Origin of the sequence: Roseovarius azorensis (genome assembly GCF_900109455.1) — a bacterium.
Taxonomy (GTDB): Bacteria; Pseudomonadota; Alphaproteobacteria; order Rhodobacterales; family Rhodobacteraceae; genus Roseovarius; species Roseovarius azorensis.
In genome coordinates, this window is record NZ_FOAG01000002.1 from 61,899 (window position 1) to 79,718 (window position 17,820).

The 17,820-nt window shown below is 65.4% G+C and carries 15 protein-coding genes; 6 read left to right on the top strand and 9 right to left on the bottom strand.

The window, feature by feature from the left end; translation table 11 throughout:
- Positions 1-61: 61 nt before the first annotated feature.
- The 3 genes from BSG08_RS03565 (at position 62) to BSG08_RS03575 (ending at position 4,622) form a co-directional block, all read left to right on the top strand.
- Entirely contained in the window at positions 62-2,881 is a 2,820-nt protein-coding gene (locus BSG08_RS03565) for a molybdopterin oxidoreductase family protein (protein WP_093032203.1), read from the top strand.
- A gap of 84 nt (positions 2,882-2,965) precedes the next feature.
- Complete coding sequence (locus BSG08_RS03570; RefSeq protein ID WP_093032206.1) at positions 2,966-3,748, top strand: 4Fe-4S dicluster domain-containing protein; 783 nt, start codon at positions 2,966-2,968, stop codon at positions 3,746-3,748.
- A gap of 1 nt (position 3,749) precedes the next feature.
- Positions 3,750-4,622, top strand: coding sequence for a dimethyl sulfoxide reductase anchor subunit family protein (locus tag BSG08_RS03575; RefSeq protein ID WP_093032209.1), 873 nt, complete (start codon positions 3,750-3,752; stop codon positions 4,620-4,622).
- 10 nt (positions 4,623-4,632) lie between these two features.
- Here the strand turns inward: BSG08_RS03575 and BSG08_RS03580 are convergent, their stop codons facing one another.
- On the bottom strand, positions 4,633-5,214 hold the full coding sequence (locus BSG08_RS03580) for a DUF1523 family protein (RefSeq protein WP_093032212.1): 582 nt from the start codon (positions 5,212-5,214) through the stop codon (positions 4,633-4,635).
- Positions 5,215-5,225: 11 nt separating this feature from the next.
- On the bottom strand, positions 5,226-5,492 hold the full coding sequence (locus tag BSG08_RS03585) for a hypothetical protein (RefSeq protein ID WP_093032215.1): 267 nt from the start codon (positions 5,490-5,492) through the stop codon (positions 5,226-5,228).
- Between the two features lie 178 nt (positions 5,493-5,670).
- Between BSG08_RS03585 and BSG08_RS03590 the strand changes: the two genes are divergently transcribed.
- The 3 genes from BSG08_RS03590 to BSG08_RS03600 all read left to right on the top strand — a co-directional run bounded on the left by BSG08_RS03590 (position 5,671) and on the right by BSG08_RS03600 (position 9,284).
- Positions 5,671-6,474 carry a cyclase family protein gene (locus BSG08_RS03590; protein WP_093032218.1) on the top strand — a complete coding sequence of 268 codons (804 nt, stop codon included), beginning with the start codon at positions 5,671-5,673 and terminating at the stop codon, positions 6,472-6,474.
- Between the two features lie 136 nt (positions 6,475-6,610).
- On the top strand, positions 6,611-7,420 hold the full coding sequence (locus BSG08_RS03595) for a CE1 family esterase (protein ID WP_093033259.1): 810 nt from the start codon (positions 6,611-6,613) through the stop codon (positions 7,418-7,420).
- Between the two features lie 79 nt (positions 7,421-7,499).
- Positions 7,500-9,284: an ABC transporter ATP-binding protein gene (locus tag BSG08_RS03600; RefSeq protein WP_093032221.1), complete on the top strand. Its 1,785-nt coding sequence runs from the start codon at positions 7,500-7,502 to the stop codon at positions 9,282-9,284.
- Here the strand turns inward: BSG08_RS03600 and BSG08_RS03605 are convergent.
- The 7 genes from BSG08_RS03605 to BSG08_RS03635 all read right to left on the bottom strand — a co-directional run bounded on the left by BSG08_RS03605 (position 9,281) and on the right by BSG08_RS03635 (position 17,779).
- The gene (locus tag BSG08_RS03605; protein WP_093032224.1) at positions 9,281-9,862 is read right to left on the bottom strand and encodes an amino acid synthesis family protein; all 582 of its coding nucleotides are present in this window, start codon (positions 9,860-9,862) and stop codon (positions 9,281-9,283) included. The genes BSG08_RS03600 and BSG08_RS03605 overlap by 4 nt on opposite strands.
- Complete coding sequence (locus BSG08_RS03610; protein ID WP_093032227.1) at positions 9,855-10,691, bottom strand: UPF0280 family protein; 837 nt, start codon at positions 10,689-10,691, stop codon at positions 9,855-9,857. The genes BSG08_RS03605 and BSG08_RS03610 overlap by 8 nt, the downstream gene beginning before the upstream one ends.
- The gene (locus tag BSG08_RS03615) at positions 10,688-12,127 is read right to left on the bottom strand and encodes a 6-hydroxynicotinate reductase (protein ID WP_093032230.1); all 1,440 of its coding nucleotides are present in this window, start codon (positions 12,125-12,127) and stop codon (positions 10,688-10,690) included. The genes BSG08_RS03610 and BSG08_RS03615 overlap by 4 nt, the downstream gene beginning before the upstream one ends.
- On the bottom strand, positions 12,124-14,814 hold the full coding sequence (locus tag BSG08_RS03620; protein WP_217649874.1) for a molybdopterin-dependent oxidoreductase: 2,691 nt from the start codon (positions 14,812-14,814) through the stop codon (positions 12,124-12,126). The genes BSG08_RS03615 and BSG08_RS03620 overlap by 4 nt, the downstream gene beginning before the upstream one ends.
- Positions 14,811-15,647, bottom strand: coding sequence for an FAD binding domain-containing protein (locus BSG08_RS03625; protein WP_093033262.1), 837 nt, complete (start codon positions 15,645-15,647; stop codon positions 14,811-14,813). Before BSG08_RS03625 ends, BSG08_RS03620 begins: the two co-directional genes overlap by 4 nt.
- 78 nt (positions 15,648-15,725) lie before the next feature.
- Positions 15,726-17,276 (bottom strand): TRAP transporter large permease, encoded by a 1,551-nt coding sequence (locus tag BSG08_RS03630; protein ID WP_175544679.1) that lies wholly within the window; start codon positions 17,274-17,276, stop codon positions 15,726-15,728.
- Entirely contained in the window at positions 17,276-17,779 is a 504-nt protein-coding gene (locus BSG08_RS03635; protein WP_093032236.1) for a TRAP transporter small permease subunit, read from the bottom strand. The genes BSG08_RS03630 and BSG08_RS03635 overlap by 1 nt, the downstream gene beginning before the upstream one ends.
- Positions 17,780-17,820 lie beyond the last annotated feature (41 nt).

Here is a 17,820-nt window from a genome sequence, read left to right on the forward strand (position 1 = left end):
AACGGTCGCAGGCACGCCCAGTCTGCCCTAACGTGACGCCGACAGAGGACAAGGGCCTGACATGACACATCAACCACGCATCGACACCTCACCGCATGTTTCGGACGAGGTGCGCAAGACCACCTGTTACATGTGTGCCTGCCGCTGCGGCATCAACGTCCATATCAAGGACGGCAAGGTCGCCTACATCGAGGGCAACCGCGACCATCCGGTGAACAGGGGCGTGCTCTGCGCCAAGGGTTCGGCGGGCATCATGCAGGTCAACGCCCCCTCGCGCCTGCGCGCGCCCCTGAAACGTGTCGGCCCCCGTGGCTCGGGCGAGTTCGAGGAAATCTCGTGGGACGAGGCACTGCAGATCGCGACCGACTGGCTGGCCCCGATCCGCAGGAACGATCCGTCGAAACTCGCCTTCTTCACCGGGCGTGATCAGTCGCAGTCCTTCACCAGCTTCTGGGCGCAGAATTTCGGCACGCCCAACTATGCCGCGCACGGCGGATTCTGTTCGGTCAACATGGCGGCGGCGGGCATCTACACGATGGGCGGTGCGTTCTGGGAATTCGGCCAGCCGGATTGGGAGCATACCAAGCTCTTCATGCTCTTCGGCGTGGCCGAGGATCATGACAGCAACCCGATCAAGATGGGCATTGGCCGGATCAAGGCGCGCGGCGCGCGGGTGATCGGCGTCAACCCGATCCGCTCCGGCTATAACGCCGTGGCTGACGATTGGGTCGGCATCACGCCCGGTACCGACGGGCTGTTCATCCTGTCGCTCATCCACGAACTGATGCGCGCGGGCAAGATCGACCTCGATTACCTCGCCCGCTACACCAACGCGCCGGTGCTGGTGAATGCCGATTCTGCCTCGTCCGAACACGGCCTCTTCCTGCGTGATACAGAGGGCAAGCCGCTGGTCATCGACCGCAACACGGGCCGACCAACCGCCTTTGACAAACCCGGCGTGCGCCCCGATCTGAACGCCACGCACGAGGCCGATGGCATCACGCACCGCCCGGTCATGCACCTGATGGCAGAGCGCTATCTTGACCCGCAATACGCTCCCGAGGCGGTGGCCGGGCGCTGCGGCATCACGCCTGACAAGATCCGCCGCATCGCCGCCGAGATCGCCCGCGTCGCCTTTGACGAGGCGATCACGCTCGATCGCGAATGGACCGATTTCCGCGGCGAGACGCACAAGACCATGACGGGCCGCCCCGTCAGCTTTCACGCCATGCGCGGCATTTCGGCCCATTCCAACGGCTTTCAGACCTGCCGCGCGCTACATGTGCTGCAAATCCTTCTGGGCACGGTCGAGGTTCCCGGCGGCTTTCGGTTCAAGCCACCCTATCCGAAACCCGCACATGCCCATCCCACCCCGCATTGCCACTCCAGACCCGACAGCCCGCTCGACGGCCCGCACCTGGGCTTTGTGCGTGGTCCCGAGGATCTGGCCCTGCGCGAGGATGGCAGCCCGGCGCGCATCGACAAGGCATTTACCTGGGAAAACCCGATGTCGTCGCATGGGCTTATGCACATGGTGATCTCCAACGCCCATGCGGGCGATCCCTACAGGATCGACACGCTGTTTCTCTATATGGCCAACATGTCGTGGAACTCTTCGATGAACACGCGCGGCGTGATCGAGATGCTGACCGACACCGATCAGAACGGCGACTATGTTATCCCGCGCATCATCTATTCGGATGCCTACAGCTCGGAAATGGTCGCCTATGCCGATCTCATCCTTCCTGACACCACCTATCTCGAACGACATGACTGCATCTCGCTGCTCGACCGGCCGATCTGCGAGGCCGAGGCGGCGGCGGATGCGATCCGCTGGCCGGTGATCGAACCCGACCGCGACGTGCGCGGATTTCAGACCGTGCTGATCCAGCTTGCCAACAAGCTGAAACTGCCCGGCTTTACCGATGCGGACGGCGGCGCGAAATACATCGATTACGCCGATTACATCGTCAACCACGAGCGCAAACCCGGCATCGGCCCGCTCGCGGGCTTTCGCGGCGACGGCAGCGAGGTGGGGCGCGGCGAACCCAACCCCGGACAACTCGACCGCTACATTGAGAACGGCGGCTTTTTCGTCAGCCATATTCCCGATGCCGCGCAATATTACAAACCCTGGAACACGGCCTATCAGGACTGGGCCGTGGGCATGGGCATCTATGACGCGCCGCAGCCCTATGTCTTCGATCTCTATGTCGAACCGATGCGCCGCTTTCAGCTTGCAGCCGAGGGTCATGGCGAACGCCAGCCGCCCGATCACCTGCGCGACCGGATCAGGCGCACGCTTGATCCCCTGCCGATCTGGTATCCGCCGTTCGAGGACGACAGCATCGACACCGATGAATTCCCGGTTCATGCCCTCACCCAGCGGCCCATGGCGATGTATCACTCCTGGGGCACGCAAAACGCCTGGCTGCGGCAGATCCACGGGCAGAACCCACTCTATCTGCCCACGAAACTCTGGCGGCAGCACGGCTTTGCCGAAGGAGATTGGGCGCGCGTGACCTCGGCGCATGGCGAGATCACGGTGCCCGTGGCCCATATGGCGGCGCTGAACGAGAACACCGTCTGGACATGGAACGCCATCGGCAAGCGCAAGGGCGCCTGGGCGCTCAGCAACGACGCCCCCGAGGTGACACGCGGTTTCCTGCTCAATCACCTCATCCACGAACTGCTGCCGCCCAGGGGCGACGGCCTACGCTGGTCCAATTCCGACCCGGTCACCGGGCAGGCCGCATGGTTCGACCTGCGTGTCAGGATCGAAAAGGCCCCGGCGCCGAAAGAGTCGCAACCGACCTTTGCGCCGTTCAAGTCTCCCGTGGGTCAGGGCCCGGATCATCTGGAATGGAAGGTGGGCAAATGACCCTGTTTCTTCTTGGCTGCAATACCCCGGGGTCTGGGGCAGCGCCCCAGTCCTGCCCAGTCCACCCGAACGAGGGCTGACAAGATGACCACACTGCCCAAATCCACCACCCGCAAACTTGGCCTCGTCATCGACCTGGATACCTGCGTCGGCTGTCATGCCTGCGTCGTGTCCTGCAAGGGCTGGAACACCGAAAATTACGGCGCGCCTTTGTCGGATCAGAACCCCTATGGCGCGGACCCCTCCGGCACCTTCCTCAACCGGGTTCACAGCTACGAGGTACAACCGCTGGCGACCTCCGCCATGCCTCACCCGGCAGCGCAGCTGATCCACTTCCCCAAATCCTGCCTGCACTGCCAGGATGCGCCCTGCGTCACCGTCTGCCCCACCGGCGCCAGCTACAAGCGGGTCGAGGACGGCATCGTTCTGGTCAACGAGAGCGACTGCATCGGCTGCGGTCTCTGCGCCTGGGCCTGCCCCTACGGCGCGCGCGAGATGGATCAGGCCGAGGGCGTGATGAAGAAATGTACCCTCTGCGTCGATCGCATCTATAACGAGAACCTCCCCGAGATCGACCGTGTGCCCGCCTGCGTACGCACCTGCCCGGCCGGCGCGCGGCATTTCGGCGATTTTGCCGATCCCGACAGCACTGTAAGCCGTCTCACCGCCGAGCGCGGCGGTATGGATCTCATGCCCGAACAAGGGACAGGGCCAGTCAACAAATACCTCCCGCCCCGGCCCAAGGATCGGCTCGATCAACCGAAACCTGACGGAGAGATCGACATCCTCGCCCCCTTCCTCACCCCGGTGATGGAAGAACCCGCAGGCTTCCTCGGCTGGCTCGACCGCGCATTGGAAAGGATCTGACATGCATCCCGCCCCTTCCGTCATCACCTTCACAACGCTTTCGGGGTTGGGCTTCGGGCTGCTGTTCTGGCTCGGGATCGGCCTGCCTGCCGTGACCGGCTGGGTGGCCTTCACCTTTTTCGCAATTGCCTACGCCCTTGCCGTGGGCGGGCTCATGGCCTCGACCTTTCACCTTGGCCACCCCGAGCGCGCGATCAAGGCGTTCAGCCAGTGGCGCTCAAGCTGGCTGTCGCGCGAGGGCATCTGCGCGGTCGCGGCGCTGGTCGTCATGGCGGCCTATGGCGCGGGGCTGGTGTTCTTCGACGCCCGAATCGCGATGCTTGGATGGATCGGCGCGGCGCTGTCGCTGGCCACGGTGTTCACCACCTCGATGATCTATGCGCAGATGAACACCGTGCCGCGCTGGAAAACGCCGCTGACGCCCGCGCTGCTGATCGCGATTTCCCTCGCCGGTGGCGCGCTGCTCGCGGGACAGATCAGCGCCGTGCTGATCCTCATTCCCATCGCCGCCGTGCTTCAGGTCCTGTGGTGGGCGCGTGGCGACAGTGCCTTTGCGGTCAGCGGAACGACCCTCGCCACGGCAACCGGGCTGGGCGATATCGGCACGGTCCGCGCGTTCGAGCCGCCGCATACCGGCACCAACTACCTGCTGCGCGAGATGGCCTATCAGGTAGGACGCAAACACGCGCGCAAACTGCGCGTCATCGCCCTTGCGCTCGGCTATGCGCTGCCGGTGGCGCTGCTGCTGGCGCCGTTTTCGCATGCCCTCGCGCTTGTGGCCGTGATCAGCCATGTCGCAGGCATCCTTGCCTCGCGCTGGCTCTTTTTTGCCGAGGCCGAACATGTCGTCGGCCTCTATTACGGCAGGCGATAGATCGGGCTTTTCAGCCCATGCCCTCGCTCCACTCATCGTCCGCCTGCTCTCCCCGCGCCTGCCAAAACCGGTTCCAGCGCACACGAATGGCCCAGAATATCGCCGCCAGCAGCGTCAGCAGCACGATGTTGAACCACGGAATGACCCGCGCATCGGGCCCCTCAGCCGCCCGTATGCTGACCGCATTGGGGTAGATCGAGAAAAACTCGTTGCGCCAGCCATAATGGCGCACGACAACCCATTGCGCGGTTTCCGCGCTCTTCTTCGAGATCAGATCAGATGCCTGCGCCTGCAAATTCGACGTATTGAACTTGAAATAGGGTGGCCAGCCCCATCCGGTATCCTCGTTGCGGTAGATCATCGGCTTGTCATTGGAGCGGAACGTCTGGATGAAGAATACATCCCGCTCGACCACATCGGTCCGTTCGCCGGTATCGGCATTCGACCAGAACAGCGCGTTGTCTCCCGGATTGACCCGCTTTTCGTAGGTATCGGTGATCCGCACCACGTCATGCTGCGGCAGCGTGTAATGCAGGAACACAATCAGCGCGATCCAGAACAGCCCCCGCAACACCCATTTGACATAGACCATTCCCGGCCCCCTCATCTGAAATTCGTCACATAAATGATGACTGCCACCGCCGTCACCGGCACCACATAGACCAGCCAGATCAGTCGACGCCGCAGGGAGCGCTCATATTGCGCCATCCCCGTCTCTATATAGGCGTCGCGGTCGCCGGGCCTGCCCGCGTCTTCCCAATCCGCCGTCATCTTGCGTCGCCGCACAGAGCGTGAATACCACGACAGGCCCAGATAGATCCCCGTCAGCAGGATAAAGCCGAAGATCAGCAATCGCATCAGGGCAATCATCGCGCCTCCTCTTTGACACCGCCGGGCCGTCACGGTCCACGACCGGCGGGGGTCATTGTGCCGCCCGGAACCCGCAGATGTCCAGTATCCGGGGATCAATCCTTGAAAAAACCCCGCACCGGCGTAGGGTTTTGTCAAGGACACCGCCTACTCGCCAACCAGCAGAGGAGAGACAACCATGTGTGACGCCTGTATCATCAACGCGGTCAGGGACAGGATGCTGTCGCGCCGCGCGTTCCTTGCCGCCACCGCCGGAGCAGCCACACTTGCCCCTCTGGGCGCACCACCCGCGCTGGCGATGGGGCATGGCGCGGTCGAAGATCTGACCCATGCCTATGACACGGATTTTCCAACCTATTTCGGCACGCCTGGCATCTCGACCGAACAGAATTTCAACTTTGCCGAACACGGCTTCAACCTGATGACGCTGACGGTCAACGAGCATACCGGCACCCATATCGACGCGCCGCTGCATTTCTCTGCCGATGGCGCGTCGGTGGATGCGATCCCGGTGGGCGATCTCGTGGCGCCGCTCTGCGTGGTCGATATCGCCGCCCGCGCCGCCGGGGATGCCGATGCCCTGCTCACCCCCGATGACCTGAACGCCTGGATCGCCACCAATGGTCCGATTCCCGACGGCGCCTGCGTCGCGCTCTATTCCGGCTGGGGGGCCAAGACCGGTACGGACGATTTTCGCGGATTTGACGGCGAGAAACAGCACTACCCCGGCTTTCACGTCGAAGCGGCACAGATGCTGCTGGAAACCGGCGCGCGCTCGATCGCCTCTGACACGCTCTCCCTCGATCATGGACCTTCGGCCGATTTCGCCACCCACTATGCCTGGCTGCCCGCAGGGCGCTTTGGCATCGAATGTCTGGCCAATCTCGACAAGGTCCCAGCAGCGGGAGCGACCATCGTCATCGGCGCGCCCAAGCATCGCGGCGGCACCGGCGGACCGGCGCGTATCCTTGCGCTGATCTGAGACCGGTTGCCCTGACCCGAGAAAAGCGCCGGAGGATTCGACGAATTTTTCGGCCACGCCTGCCTGACAGGCTTGTGACATGACATTTCGCCGGTGCTGGCTACCTTGGGGCAATATGCCCAACGACGGAATCCTTATGCGTCCCTTTTTGCTTGCCCTTGCCCTTATCTGGCCCGTTACCGCATTTGCAACAGGTGCTGAGATCGCCCCCTGCCACGACGCGGTGCCCTGCCCGCTCGACGAGCGCTCCTATCACGTCAAGGAACCCGACGGCTGGGACGGCATCAGCCCGCTACCCGTTCTTCTGCATTTTCACGGCTGGATGCGGCAGGGCACGCTGATCGTCAAACATGGCCGCATCTCCGGCGCGACCCGCACGCGCGGGGTGCTTCTGCTGGCCCCGAACGGCACGGGGCGCACCTGGGATTTCTGGACGCGGCACACCGATGATGTCGATTTTGCCGCCGCCGTGATCGAGGACGCCGCCAGACGCTATCCCATCGACCGCAACCGCATCTTTGTTTCCGGCTATTCCTACGGTTCCGCCATGGCCTGGCGCTATGTCTGCGAAAACGGCGACGACGTCGCGGCGCTGCTCGCGGTCTCGGGTACGCTGGATCAGTTCACCAACTGCCCGCAGGCCCCGCAAGAGGTCCGCCATGTGCATGGCACAAGGGACACCGTGATGGCATTCCCCTTCGGTCCGGGGGGCGACACCACCTTTCCGGTGCGGCTGTGGCGCGACCGGCTGGGCTGTGCCGGGCCGGGCGAGGACATGGGCGACTGGAGCGTCACGCAGCATGACACCTTCACCCGAACCACCTGGTCCGATTGCGAGGCGGGGCAGGTCACGCTGGACGTGCACGGACGCGGGCATTTCATTCCGCGCGGCTGGATCGCCCGGCAACTCGACGACCTGCTTGGCCTGCCACCCTCTGAACCATAGGGCGCTTAATGGGATGACCTCGGGCGCGGAACCCTTTATGAGGCGGGACAACATATCCTGATCAATCGGTCCCAACCGCATGCCCAAACCCGCCCGCTCTGCCAAAACCCCGCTTTTCTCTGCACGGGATCGCGACAACCTGCGCTGGTTCTGGCGGCACTACATGAAACGGCGCGCGCCCTGGCTGGGACTGGTGCTGGGCATGATCCTGGTGCAGGGCGTGGTCTATCAGCAATTCCTGTCGATCACCGAAAACGGCCTGCGGGTGATCTTTGAAAAGGGCATGATGCGCGAACTGCTGCTGATCTGCGTGGTGGTGTTCTTTCTCTTCACGGTGCGCGGGCTGATGGCCTATCTCGTACCGCGTGTTTCGGTGTGGGTCTCCAACAGCGCGATCTTCGAGATTCGGCGCGACCTGACCACGCATATGATGGGTCTCGACCTGGCCTATTTCGAACGCACCAAATCCGGCGAGATCATCCAGCGCCTTGTCAGCCAGACCCAGGCGCTTGGTCATTTCATCGGCCTTGCCACAGCCAACGCGGTGCGCGACCTCGTAACGCTCGTGATCATCTCGGGCTATCTGATCTGGAAGAACCCGCTGCTCTTCACCGCCGCAATTCTGGTGCTGCCCTTTATCATCTGGGTAATGAATTTTGTCGCTGCCAAGGTCAAGCGCGTACAGGGCGAGGCGGAAACCGCGCTCGGACAGTATATGAGCGGGATCGAAGAGACCGTGACGGGCATGCGAACCGTCAAGATCGCAAGCCAGGAGGATATGGAAATCGCGCGCCTGGAAAAGGAGACCGCCAGGCTGCGCGATCTCTCGCTCAGGGTCCAGCGCACGCAGGCACTGGTCGTGCCATCGGTCGATCTTTCGTCGGCCTTTGTCTATGTGCTGGTCATCGGCGGCGGCGGCTACATGGTGCTCAATCCCCATTTCGACATCGACGGGGCCGGCATCATCACCTTTCTTTTGGGCATGGTGCTGGTCTCGGATCCGGCGCGTATGCTCGCGCAGTATCTGGGCATCGTGCAAACTCATCTCGTCCTTCTCGACCGGGTGCGTGGCCTCTATTTCGAAACCCCCACGATCGTCGATGCCCCCGAAGCGCTGACTGAATTCGACACCGGCGGCGATATCGTTCTCGACCGTGTGCGTTTCTCCTATAGCCCCGATCAGCCGCTCTTTGACGGCCTCACAATGACCTTTCGTGGTGGCCAGGTCTCGGCCATCGTCGGGGCCACCGGCTCGGGCAAGACGACGATCCTGTCGCTTCTGTCGCGACTTTATGATGTACAGGACGGACAGATCACCATCGGCGGCACACCCATCGACCGGCTGCGCGTGCGCACCCTGCGCAGCGCTTTTTCGGTGGTGGCGCAGGACATCGTGATCTTCAACAGCTCGATCTGGGACAATATCCGCTATGTGAACCCCGACGCGACCGACGCACAGATATGGACCGCCGCCGAAAACGCCGAGATCGCGGAACTGATCCGCGCCCGTGGCGACACCCCCGTGGGCCCCAAGGGTGCGCAACTCTCGGGCGGGCAGAAACAGCGCATCGCCATCGCCCGCGCCTTCCTGGTCAATGCGCCGATTCTGCTGCTTGACGAGGCGACGAGCGCACTCGATCAGGGCACCGAGGCGCGGATCAAATCCGCGCTGACGCGCCTGACAAAGGGGCGCACGACAATTGTCGTGGCGCACCGCCTGTCCTCTATCGCCGACGCCGATACCATCTTTGTGCTCGAAGCGGGGCAACTGGTCGAACAGGGCGGACATGCCGAACTTCTGGCGAAAAGCGGCTATTACGCTCAGCTTTATCAGGCGCAGAAACAGGGCGACTCCGATGGTTAACGCAACCCGTCCTCGCCCCGGACCTCGGCCACGCTCAGCCCGCCCATCCGGTCATGCACACGTCCGCCGCGCGCCATGGCGAGAATGAACAGGATTTCATCGGCCCTTGGCCCATCGGCCAGCCCCACCTCCATCGCATCGAAATGGCTGCGCACATAGGCGGCGTTGATGTGGCCCAGCGGCACGTCGATCCGGCTGCCCGGTCCGCCCTGTTTCATCGCCGAGGGCACGATCGCCCGCGCCTGGCCCAACCGCGCGCGCATCGCATAACCGCCCGGCACATGCCAGAGCGCGGTATGCTCGAGTTCGCCCCGCTCACCCGCCATCGCCGCCTTGCCATAGCCGTCGATCCCCTCGGGGCCATCCATCGCCTCGATCAGCCGGTCGGTCATCATCAGGCCCAGCGGCTTGAGATCCTCCATCGCGGATTGCAGTTCCTCCACATATCCCCCGGCAAAGGGGTTGCCGACCAGCGCCGCAATCGCCGCCCGCCTGCGCGGCAAGGCCGGGGCAGAACCCCCGTCATGGTGAATATCCTCGATGAAAATCGCCGTCTTGCGCAGGATGAATTCAGGCATTCACTGCCTCCTTTTCTTGACTCGTGACAAGCGGCAGGTCGCCCACGATCCGCATCTGACCGCGCAGGGCAAGCATCGCGCCGCCAATTAGCCCTCGCATCCGCAAACCCTGCGCATAATCCGTGCCCCGGTCCAGCGCCTGCGCCACCTCGTCCGGCGTCAGCGGCCCGACATGCCGCACCACCAATCGTGCCCCCAGATCGCTGTCGGGCGCGACCTCGCAGGCCGGCACGCGCAGGATCGCTGCATGCCCCGGCAGATCGACGCGGTTGGCGATCATCGTCGCCGCCGCATCCGCCAGCGCCGCGCCGCGCGCCAGCACCGTCACGCTTTCGGCGATGCCCAGCGACAGGCTGCGCCCGCCCTGACCAGAGGTTGCCACACCGCGCCACGGATCGTCTGTCCCGATCCGTACCAGCCCTGCCACCCCCGCCGCGCGCATCTCCTGCCCCGTGCCCAGATGAAACGCCACATCGCCGCCGTTGTTGACATAGGCCCGCCCGATACCCGGCCCGTTGCAGAGCGCCGCCAGTACTGCCTCGGCCCCCGCGCCCGCAACCGCCGCCATTGGCGTGATGAACTCGGGCGCAAACGGTGCAACCGCCGCCACCATCCGCCGCGCCACTGCGCCCCGCGGCATCGGCCCGGCATCCGCGCGCAATCGCGGCAATTCTTCCACCAATCCCTGCAACACCCCCCCGAACGCACCCGCCGCGCGCGCCAGCCCGGCCTCGCGCCCCGGCCCCTCTGCGCCCACGATCATGTCGATCGGCCCGTGATGCAGATGCAACCGCCCGCCGGACAGCCATGCCGCCTGCACCCCGCTCATTCCCTTGGCCCCACCGCACGGAACGCCGCGCCATAGTCGCCGCCGCGCTCCAGAACGTCCGCTACCGTACGGATTGCCGCCTCATGCCCGCCCAGTTCCACGTAATCCGCGCGCGGCAGGGTGAATTCCAGCGGCGCCACCAGCGCAGGCGTCGGCACATAGCCGAAACTGCCCTCGGGCATTGCCAGCACATGCACCATGATCGTGATCCCGCCGCCGGGCCAGACCCACGCCGGTGCACCGCCGCACGTCACCCGCGCCCGCCCCGCCTGTACCGCCCGCGTCAGCCGCACCGGATTGCGCGTCACGCCGGAACGCAACGATCCGCCCGCACCCGCCTGAAACATCACCGTGCAGAGTGCAGGTTCGCAATTCTCGGCGATCAGATCGACCGAGGCGCGCAACGCCTCCGGCATCCCGGCAGGCTGCGGCTGCAACGCCTCATCCAGCACGTAATACCCCGAATGCTCTCCGGTCGTGGATACCATCAGCAGGCTCAGACCGGGCCGCGCGCCCTTCTTTTCCCACCACGGGTTGAGAATGGTCAGCGGATCGTCGATATTGGTCCCGCCCCAGCCCTTGCCGGGCCGGGCCACCTTGAAATACCGTCCCGGCGTGGATCTGTGCCCCTTGATCCGGATTCCGGTATCGGGCCAGCCCAGCACCTTGCCCGCCTGATGCTCGCTGACGACCCCGGTGATATGGTCGTCGACCACAACCACCTCATCCACCAGTCCCTGCCATTGACTTGCAAACATCCCGATGGTGGCCGATCCACAGCCCACGCGCATCCGCTCTTCGCGCACGCCATCCACCACCGGCGCCTGCCCCGCCTGCACCACGACGGATGCGCCGCCCTCAATCTCGAGTTCCACCGCCTCGCGGCTACACAGGCGCAGCAGCGTATCGCAGGTCACCCGCCCCTCGGCCTTGCTGCCGCCGGTCAGATGCTCAACCCCGCCCAGTGACAGCATCCGGCTGCCATATTCCGACGTGGTCACATGCCCCACCACCTCGCCACCCGCGCGGACGATGGCGCGCTCCTCGCCCAGATGCCGATCGGTGTCGATCTTTACCTTGACGCCGCAATAGGAATAGATCGCCTCGGTCACGACGGTGACGAAATCCGCGCCCTCCACCTCGCGGCTGACGATGAAGGGGGCGGGTTTGTAATCGGGATAGGTGGTGCCCGCGCCCACGCCGCTGACCGTCAGATCGCCCGAGCCGATCACATCACCCTCCCAATGGGTTTTCAGAAAGGGCCGTATCTCGCCGCCCACCTGAACCCTGCGGTCCAGTATGGTAATCGGATCGCAGCGCACGATGCGCCCATCCTCATTGGCATAACGGTCGCAGGCCCCCACCTTGCCCGGCGCGATATAGCACATGACCGGGCAGGCATCGCAGCGGATCTTTTCTTCGCGCGGGCGGCTCATGTCCCTGCCTCCCGGATCGCCGCAAGTACCCGGTGCGGCAGCGCGGGCAGGCGCGTGACACGCGCGCCCGTCGCATCCCGGATCGCATTGATAATCGCAGGTGCGGTCGGGATCAGCACATGCTCGCCCAACCCCTTTGCCCCCATCGGCCCCTCGGGATCGGGCACCTCGACAAAAATCGTCTCGATCTGCGGCATGTCACCCGTGGTGGGGATCAGGTAGTCATGCAGGTTCTCTGTCCGCCCCGGAATGAACTCCTCCATCAGCGCCATACCCAGCCCCTGCGCGATGCCGCCCTCGACCTGCCCCCGCGCCAGAAGCGGGTTTATGACCCGTCCCAGGTCATGCGCGGCGGTGATCCGCGTGACCCTGACCGTGCCAAGACAGGTATCCACCGCCACCTCCGCCACCTGCGCGCCATAGCCGTAAACCGCATAGGGTGCGCCCTGCCCGTTGGCATCCAGCGGCGTGGTCGGCGGATCATAGGTTTCCTCGGCGCTCAGCACATAACCCCGCGCATCCCGTTCCAGCGCGTGCAGATCAATGCGCCGCTCTGCCTGCCCGTCACTCACGATCAGAACGGCACCCGACAGCCGCAGCGCCGCCTCCGGCCCCATGTTGCTCAGCGCCAGCACCTTCTCCCGCAACGCCTGCCCCGCGAGCATCGCCGCCTTGCCGGTGACAAAGGTCTGGCGCGAGGCCGATGTCTTGCCGCAGTCGGGCGTGAGATCGGTATCGGCACCGATCAGATCAAGATCATTCAGTGACAGCCCCACCGCGTCGGCGCAGATCTGCGCGATGACGGTGTTGGCCCCCTGTCCTATATCCGTCGCCCCCTGATGCAGCACCAGCCGGCCCCCGGCGCTGATCCCCAACCGGATGGTCGAGGGATTGGCAAGACCCGTGTTGCCGCAACCATACCAGCACGCCGCGATGCCCACGCCTTGCCGGATATGCCCGCCGCCCGCATTGGCCCCCGCCGCCCGCGCCAGCGCCGCCTGCCACGGTTCTACCAGCGCCTCCAGGCAGGCGCCGATGCCCACGCCCTGCAAGACCTGTCCGCAAACTGTCGCCTGCCCGTCGCGCAACGCATTCACCCGGCGGAACTCCAGCCGGTCGATCCCCGCCCGAGCCGCCAGATCATCATACAGCATTTCCTGCAGGATCGTCGCCTGCGGCACGCCAAAGCCGCGAAACGCCCCCGATATTGCGCTGAACGTGTGCCGCGCCCGCGCCTCGGCGCGATAGGCGGGGGTGAAATAGGGGCCTGAAGCATGCACCGGCACGCGCCCCGCCACCGTGGGCCCCCAGCTTGCATAGGCCCCGGTGTTGAACTCGCCGTCAAATTCCATCGCGGTGATCCGACCATCCGCACCGCACCCCATACGCCCTCGCATGGAAGACGGGTGCCGTTTGGTCGAGGCGGCCATTGATTCGGCCCGCCCCCAGACCATCCGCGCCGCCCGCCCGGTCTTCAGCGTCACCAACCCGATCAACGGCTGCACACTGAGATCGAGCTTGGCCCCGAACCCGCCGCCCGCCACCGCCGGAATGACCCGCACCTGATCGGGGGCGAGGCCAAGCACCTTCGCCGTCTCGTCCCGATCCATCACCGGTGTCTGAGTGCAGGCCTGAATCACCAGCCGTCCGCCCTCCATCCAGGCCACACCGGCCTCGGGCTCGATATAGGCATGTTCGATATAGGGCGTCGTCACCTCCAGTTCCGCCAGATGCGCCGCCTGCGCGAACCCTTCCGCCAGATCGCCACGCTGCACCAACCCGAGAATCAACAGATCGCCCTCGCGCCCCTCATGCACAAGGCCCGGTCCCCGCGGCTCCCACACGACCGGGAACCGCTCCAGATCCAACGCCTCGATCACCGATGCCTCGCCCGCCACCAGCGCCACCGCCTCGCCGCGCATCCGTACGTGGCGCTCGGCCAGAACCGGCTGATCGGCAAAGGCAGGCAGCACGCCAAACACATTGACCCCCGGCACATCGGCGGCGGTGAACACATGCACCTCGCCCACCTGCGCCGCGCGCCATGCCGCGATATCGCCAAACGCAAACCCCATCGGTGCATCCGGCGCGCGCACCGCCCGCACCAAGAGCGCGCCCTCGGGCAGGTGATCCGCGCCGTAAACCTCTGTCCCTGCCACCTTGGCCAGACCGTCCAGCCGCTCGACCGCCGCGCCGACCGCCGCCCCGGCGGGCGGACAGTCCGCCCCGCCCTCCGGCACGGTATCCATGACCGCCGCGATGATCCGCGCATAGCCGGTGCAACGGCACAGCACACCGCCCAGCGCCTCCTCCACCTCGGCGCGGGTGGGTTGCGCCACCCGGTCCAGAAGCGCCCGCGCCGCCATCAGCATCCCCGGCGTGCAAATCCCGCATTGCGCAGCGCCATGGCGCAGAAACGCCTGCTGCAGCGGCCCCATGTCCAGCCCTTCGACCGTGGTGACCGCGCGCCCCGCCACCTGCGCTACGGGCGTCAGGCAGGCACAGACCGGTGCGCCGTCGATCAGCACCGTGCAGGCCCCGCAATCGCCCGCGTCACAGCCCACCTTGGTGCCGCGCAACCCCAGATCCTCGCGCAGCACCTCGGACAGCCTTCGTCCGGGGCTGACCGGCAGATCGACCGCCGCGCCATTGACCTTGAATCTCAGACTTTCGAACATCCTGTTCATGCGCGCACCAGATCGCCAATCGCTCGACGGATCAGTTCCACCGCCGCCGTGCCGCGATAGGCGGCATCGGCGCGGATATCGTCGATGGGCGCAAGGTCCTGCAGAACCAGCCCCGCTTCAACCCGGCCCACCGTTTCATCTGCCCGCGCGCCGACCAGCGCCCCCTCCAGCCGCGCCAGCCGCCGAGCGACGGCGCTGCACGCACCCACCGCCACCGCCGCCTGCGACACGCGCCCCTCCTCAACCAGCAGCCGCACCGCCACCATGGCAATCGAAATCACCAGATAGCGCCGCGCCCCCAGCTTCAGGAACCGCGAGCGCCCGTGTGCCGCCGCATCGGGCACATGCAGCGCCAGCACCATTTCGCCGGGGCGCAGGACCGTCCGCCGGACCCCGGTAATGAACCCGGCCAGCGGCACCCGCCGCGTGCCCGCGACGGAACCGATCTCGACCTCCGCCTCCAGCGCCAGCAGGCAAGGCACCCCATCGGCGGCGGGCGAAGCGTTGCAGATATTCCCGGCCAGCGTTCCGGCGGTCTGAATCTGCACCGATCCCACCTCGCGCGCCGCCTCTTTCAGCATGTCGAAAGCGGGCGGCAGATCGGCACGGATCACATCCGCCCATGTGGTCGCCGCCCCGAACCGCCAGCCATCCGGCCCCTGCGTCACCCCGCGCAGTTCCTCGACGCGCGTGATATCCACCACCGGTCCGGTCAGTTCCCGCGCACCCGTCGCCGGAAAGAGATCGGTACAGCCTGCGGCCACGCGCGCGGCCCCACCCGCCAGTGCGCCCAGTGCGTCCTGCAATGTCCTGGGACGGTGATAGGCCTGCATCCGCGCATCCATTGGGCCGACATGGCCCGATCGGATGGTGCGGCAGCCCTCACGCCCGTGTCAACACGGCAATCGCGCTCAGAACACCAGACCCGGCAGCCATGTCGCCAGCTGCGGCAGCGCCCAGATGACCGCCACACCGACGATCTGCAACAGGATGAACGGTGCGACACCGGCATAGATCTGCCCCGTGGTGATCTCGGGCGGGGCCGCCCCACGCAGGTAGAACAGCGAAAAGCCAAAAGGCGGCGTCAGGAACGAGGTCTGCAGATTGATCGCGATCAGGATCGCCAGCCAGACCGGATCATGCCCCATCAGGATCAGAACCGGGGCCAGCAGCGGCAACAGGATCACCGTGATCTCGACGAAATCGAGAAAGAAACCCAGCACGAAGATCAGCACCATGGCAAAGATCAGCGCCCCGGTCGCCCCTCCCGGCATGGATTGCAGGATATGCGCCACGCGGTCCTCGCCGCCCAGCCCTACGAAAACCAGAGAGAAAACGCTCGCCATCAGGATCGTGGCAAAGATCATCGCGCTGACCGTCATCGTGGTGGTCACCACCCCGCCCAGCACATCACGCGCGTAAAGGCGGCGCAAAGAGGCCAGCACCGCCGCCACCCCGATCAGTGCCAGCATGCCGTAGACCGCCCCCAGCGCCCATGTCGCCAGCCCCGTATCGCTGCGCTGCAGCCGCACCGGGGCCAGCCCCGCCGCCACCGCAAGGATCAGCAACGCCGCAACCCCGGCCCCGATCAGGCGTGGGCTCACCCCCTGCCGCGCGCCCGCCATCAGGATCGCACCGACCGCCCCGACCGAGGCCGCCTCGGTCGGCGTGGCGATGCCGCTCAGGATCGCGCCCAGCACCGCCACGATCAGCATCACCGGCGGCGCGATCGCGCGCGCCACCTCCGTCGCGCCGGGGCGTCCCCCGGGCGTGGGCGCGGGCGGCACATCCTGCGGCCGGATCAAACCGCGCAACAGCACATAGGCGATATAGATCCCCACCAGAGTCAGCCCCGGCACCAGCGCACCGGCGAAAATCTGGCCCACCGAAATCGTCTCGACCGAAAACCTGCCCTGCTCATACTGTGCCTGCTGATAGGCGCTCGACATCACATCGCTGAGAATGATCAGCAGCGTCGAGGGCGGGATGATCTGCCCAAGCGTTCCGGCGGTGCAGACCAGCCCCGAGGCAAGCCGCGGATCATACCCGGTGCGCAGCATCGTGGGCAGGGCGATCATCCCCATGGCGATGACTGTCGCACCCACGATCCCGGTCGAAGCCGCCAGCAACGCCCCCACCAGGATCACCGACACGCCAAGACCCCCGCGCAGTTGGCCAAAGAGACGGCCCATCGTATCCAGCAGATCCTCGGCGATGCGCGCCCGCTCCAGCACCACGCCCATGGTGACGAAAAGCGGAATGGCGATCAGCACCTCGTTGGTCAGCACGCCGAACACCCGCTGCCCGAGCGCGCCCAGCAGACCAAGCGGCATCACTCCCGCCACCCATCCCAGGTAGGCAAAACCGATTGCCGTGCCCGCGATGGCGAAACTGACCGGAAAGCCGGACATGATCGCCACCATGAGGGCCGCGAACATCAGAAGATCAAGGTATTCCAGCATCACGCGCGCCCCCCGCCCAGCCGCATCAGATTGCGCAGAAGACAGGCCAGCGACTGAACGATCAGCAGCACGCAGAAGGCCGGGATCAGCGACTTGAGCAGAAAGACGGCCGGAATTCCACCCACCGAAATCGCCCCCTCTCGGATCGCCCAGGCATTGCGCACCGACGGCCATGACCACCACAAGAGCGCCAGCATCGACGGGAGAAGCAGCACCAGATGCCCCGCCACATCAATCAGCGCCTTGCCGCGCGCACTTGCCTTCGCCTGAAAGATATCGACGCGGACGTGATCATCGACCAACAGCGTATACCCCGCGCCCAGCATGAACAGCGAGGCATGCATGTAAAGCACGCTTTCGTTCACCGCGATGGAACTGATGCCAAAGACATAGCGCAGCAGCACCACGCCGAATTGCACCAGCACCATGAGGATCGCCAGCCAGCGCACGACACGACCCACCTGACGGTTGACCTGATCCAGCCCGCTCGCGATCCGTTCCATGCCCCCTCCGATCCTTGGCAAGGGGCCCGGCGCAGGTCCGC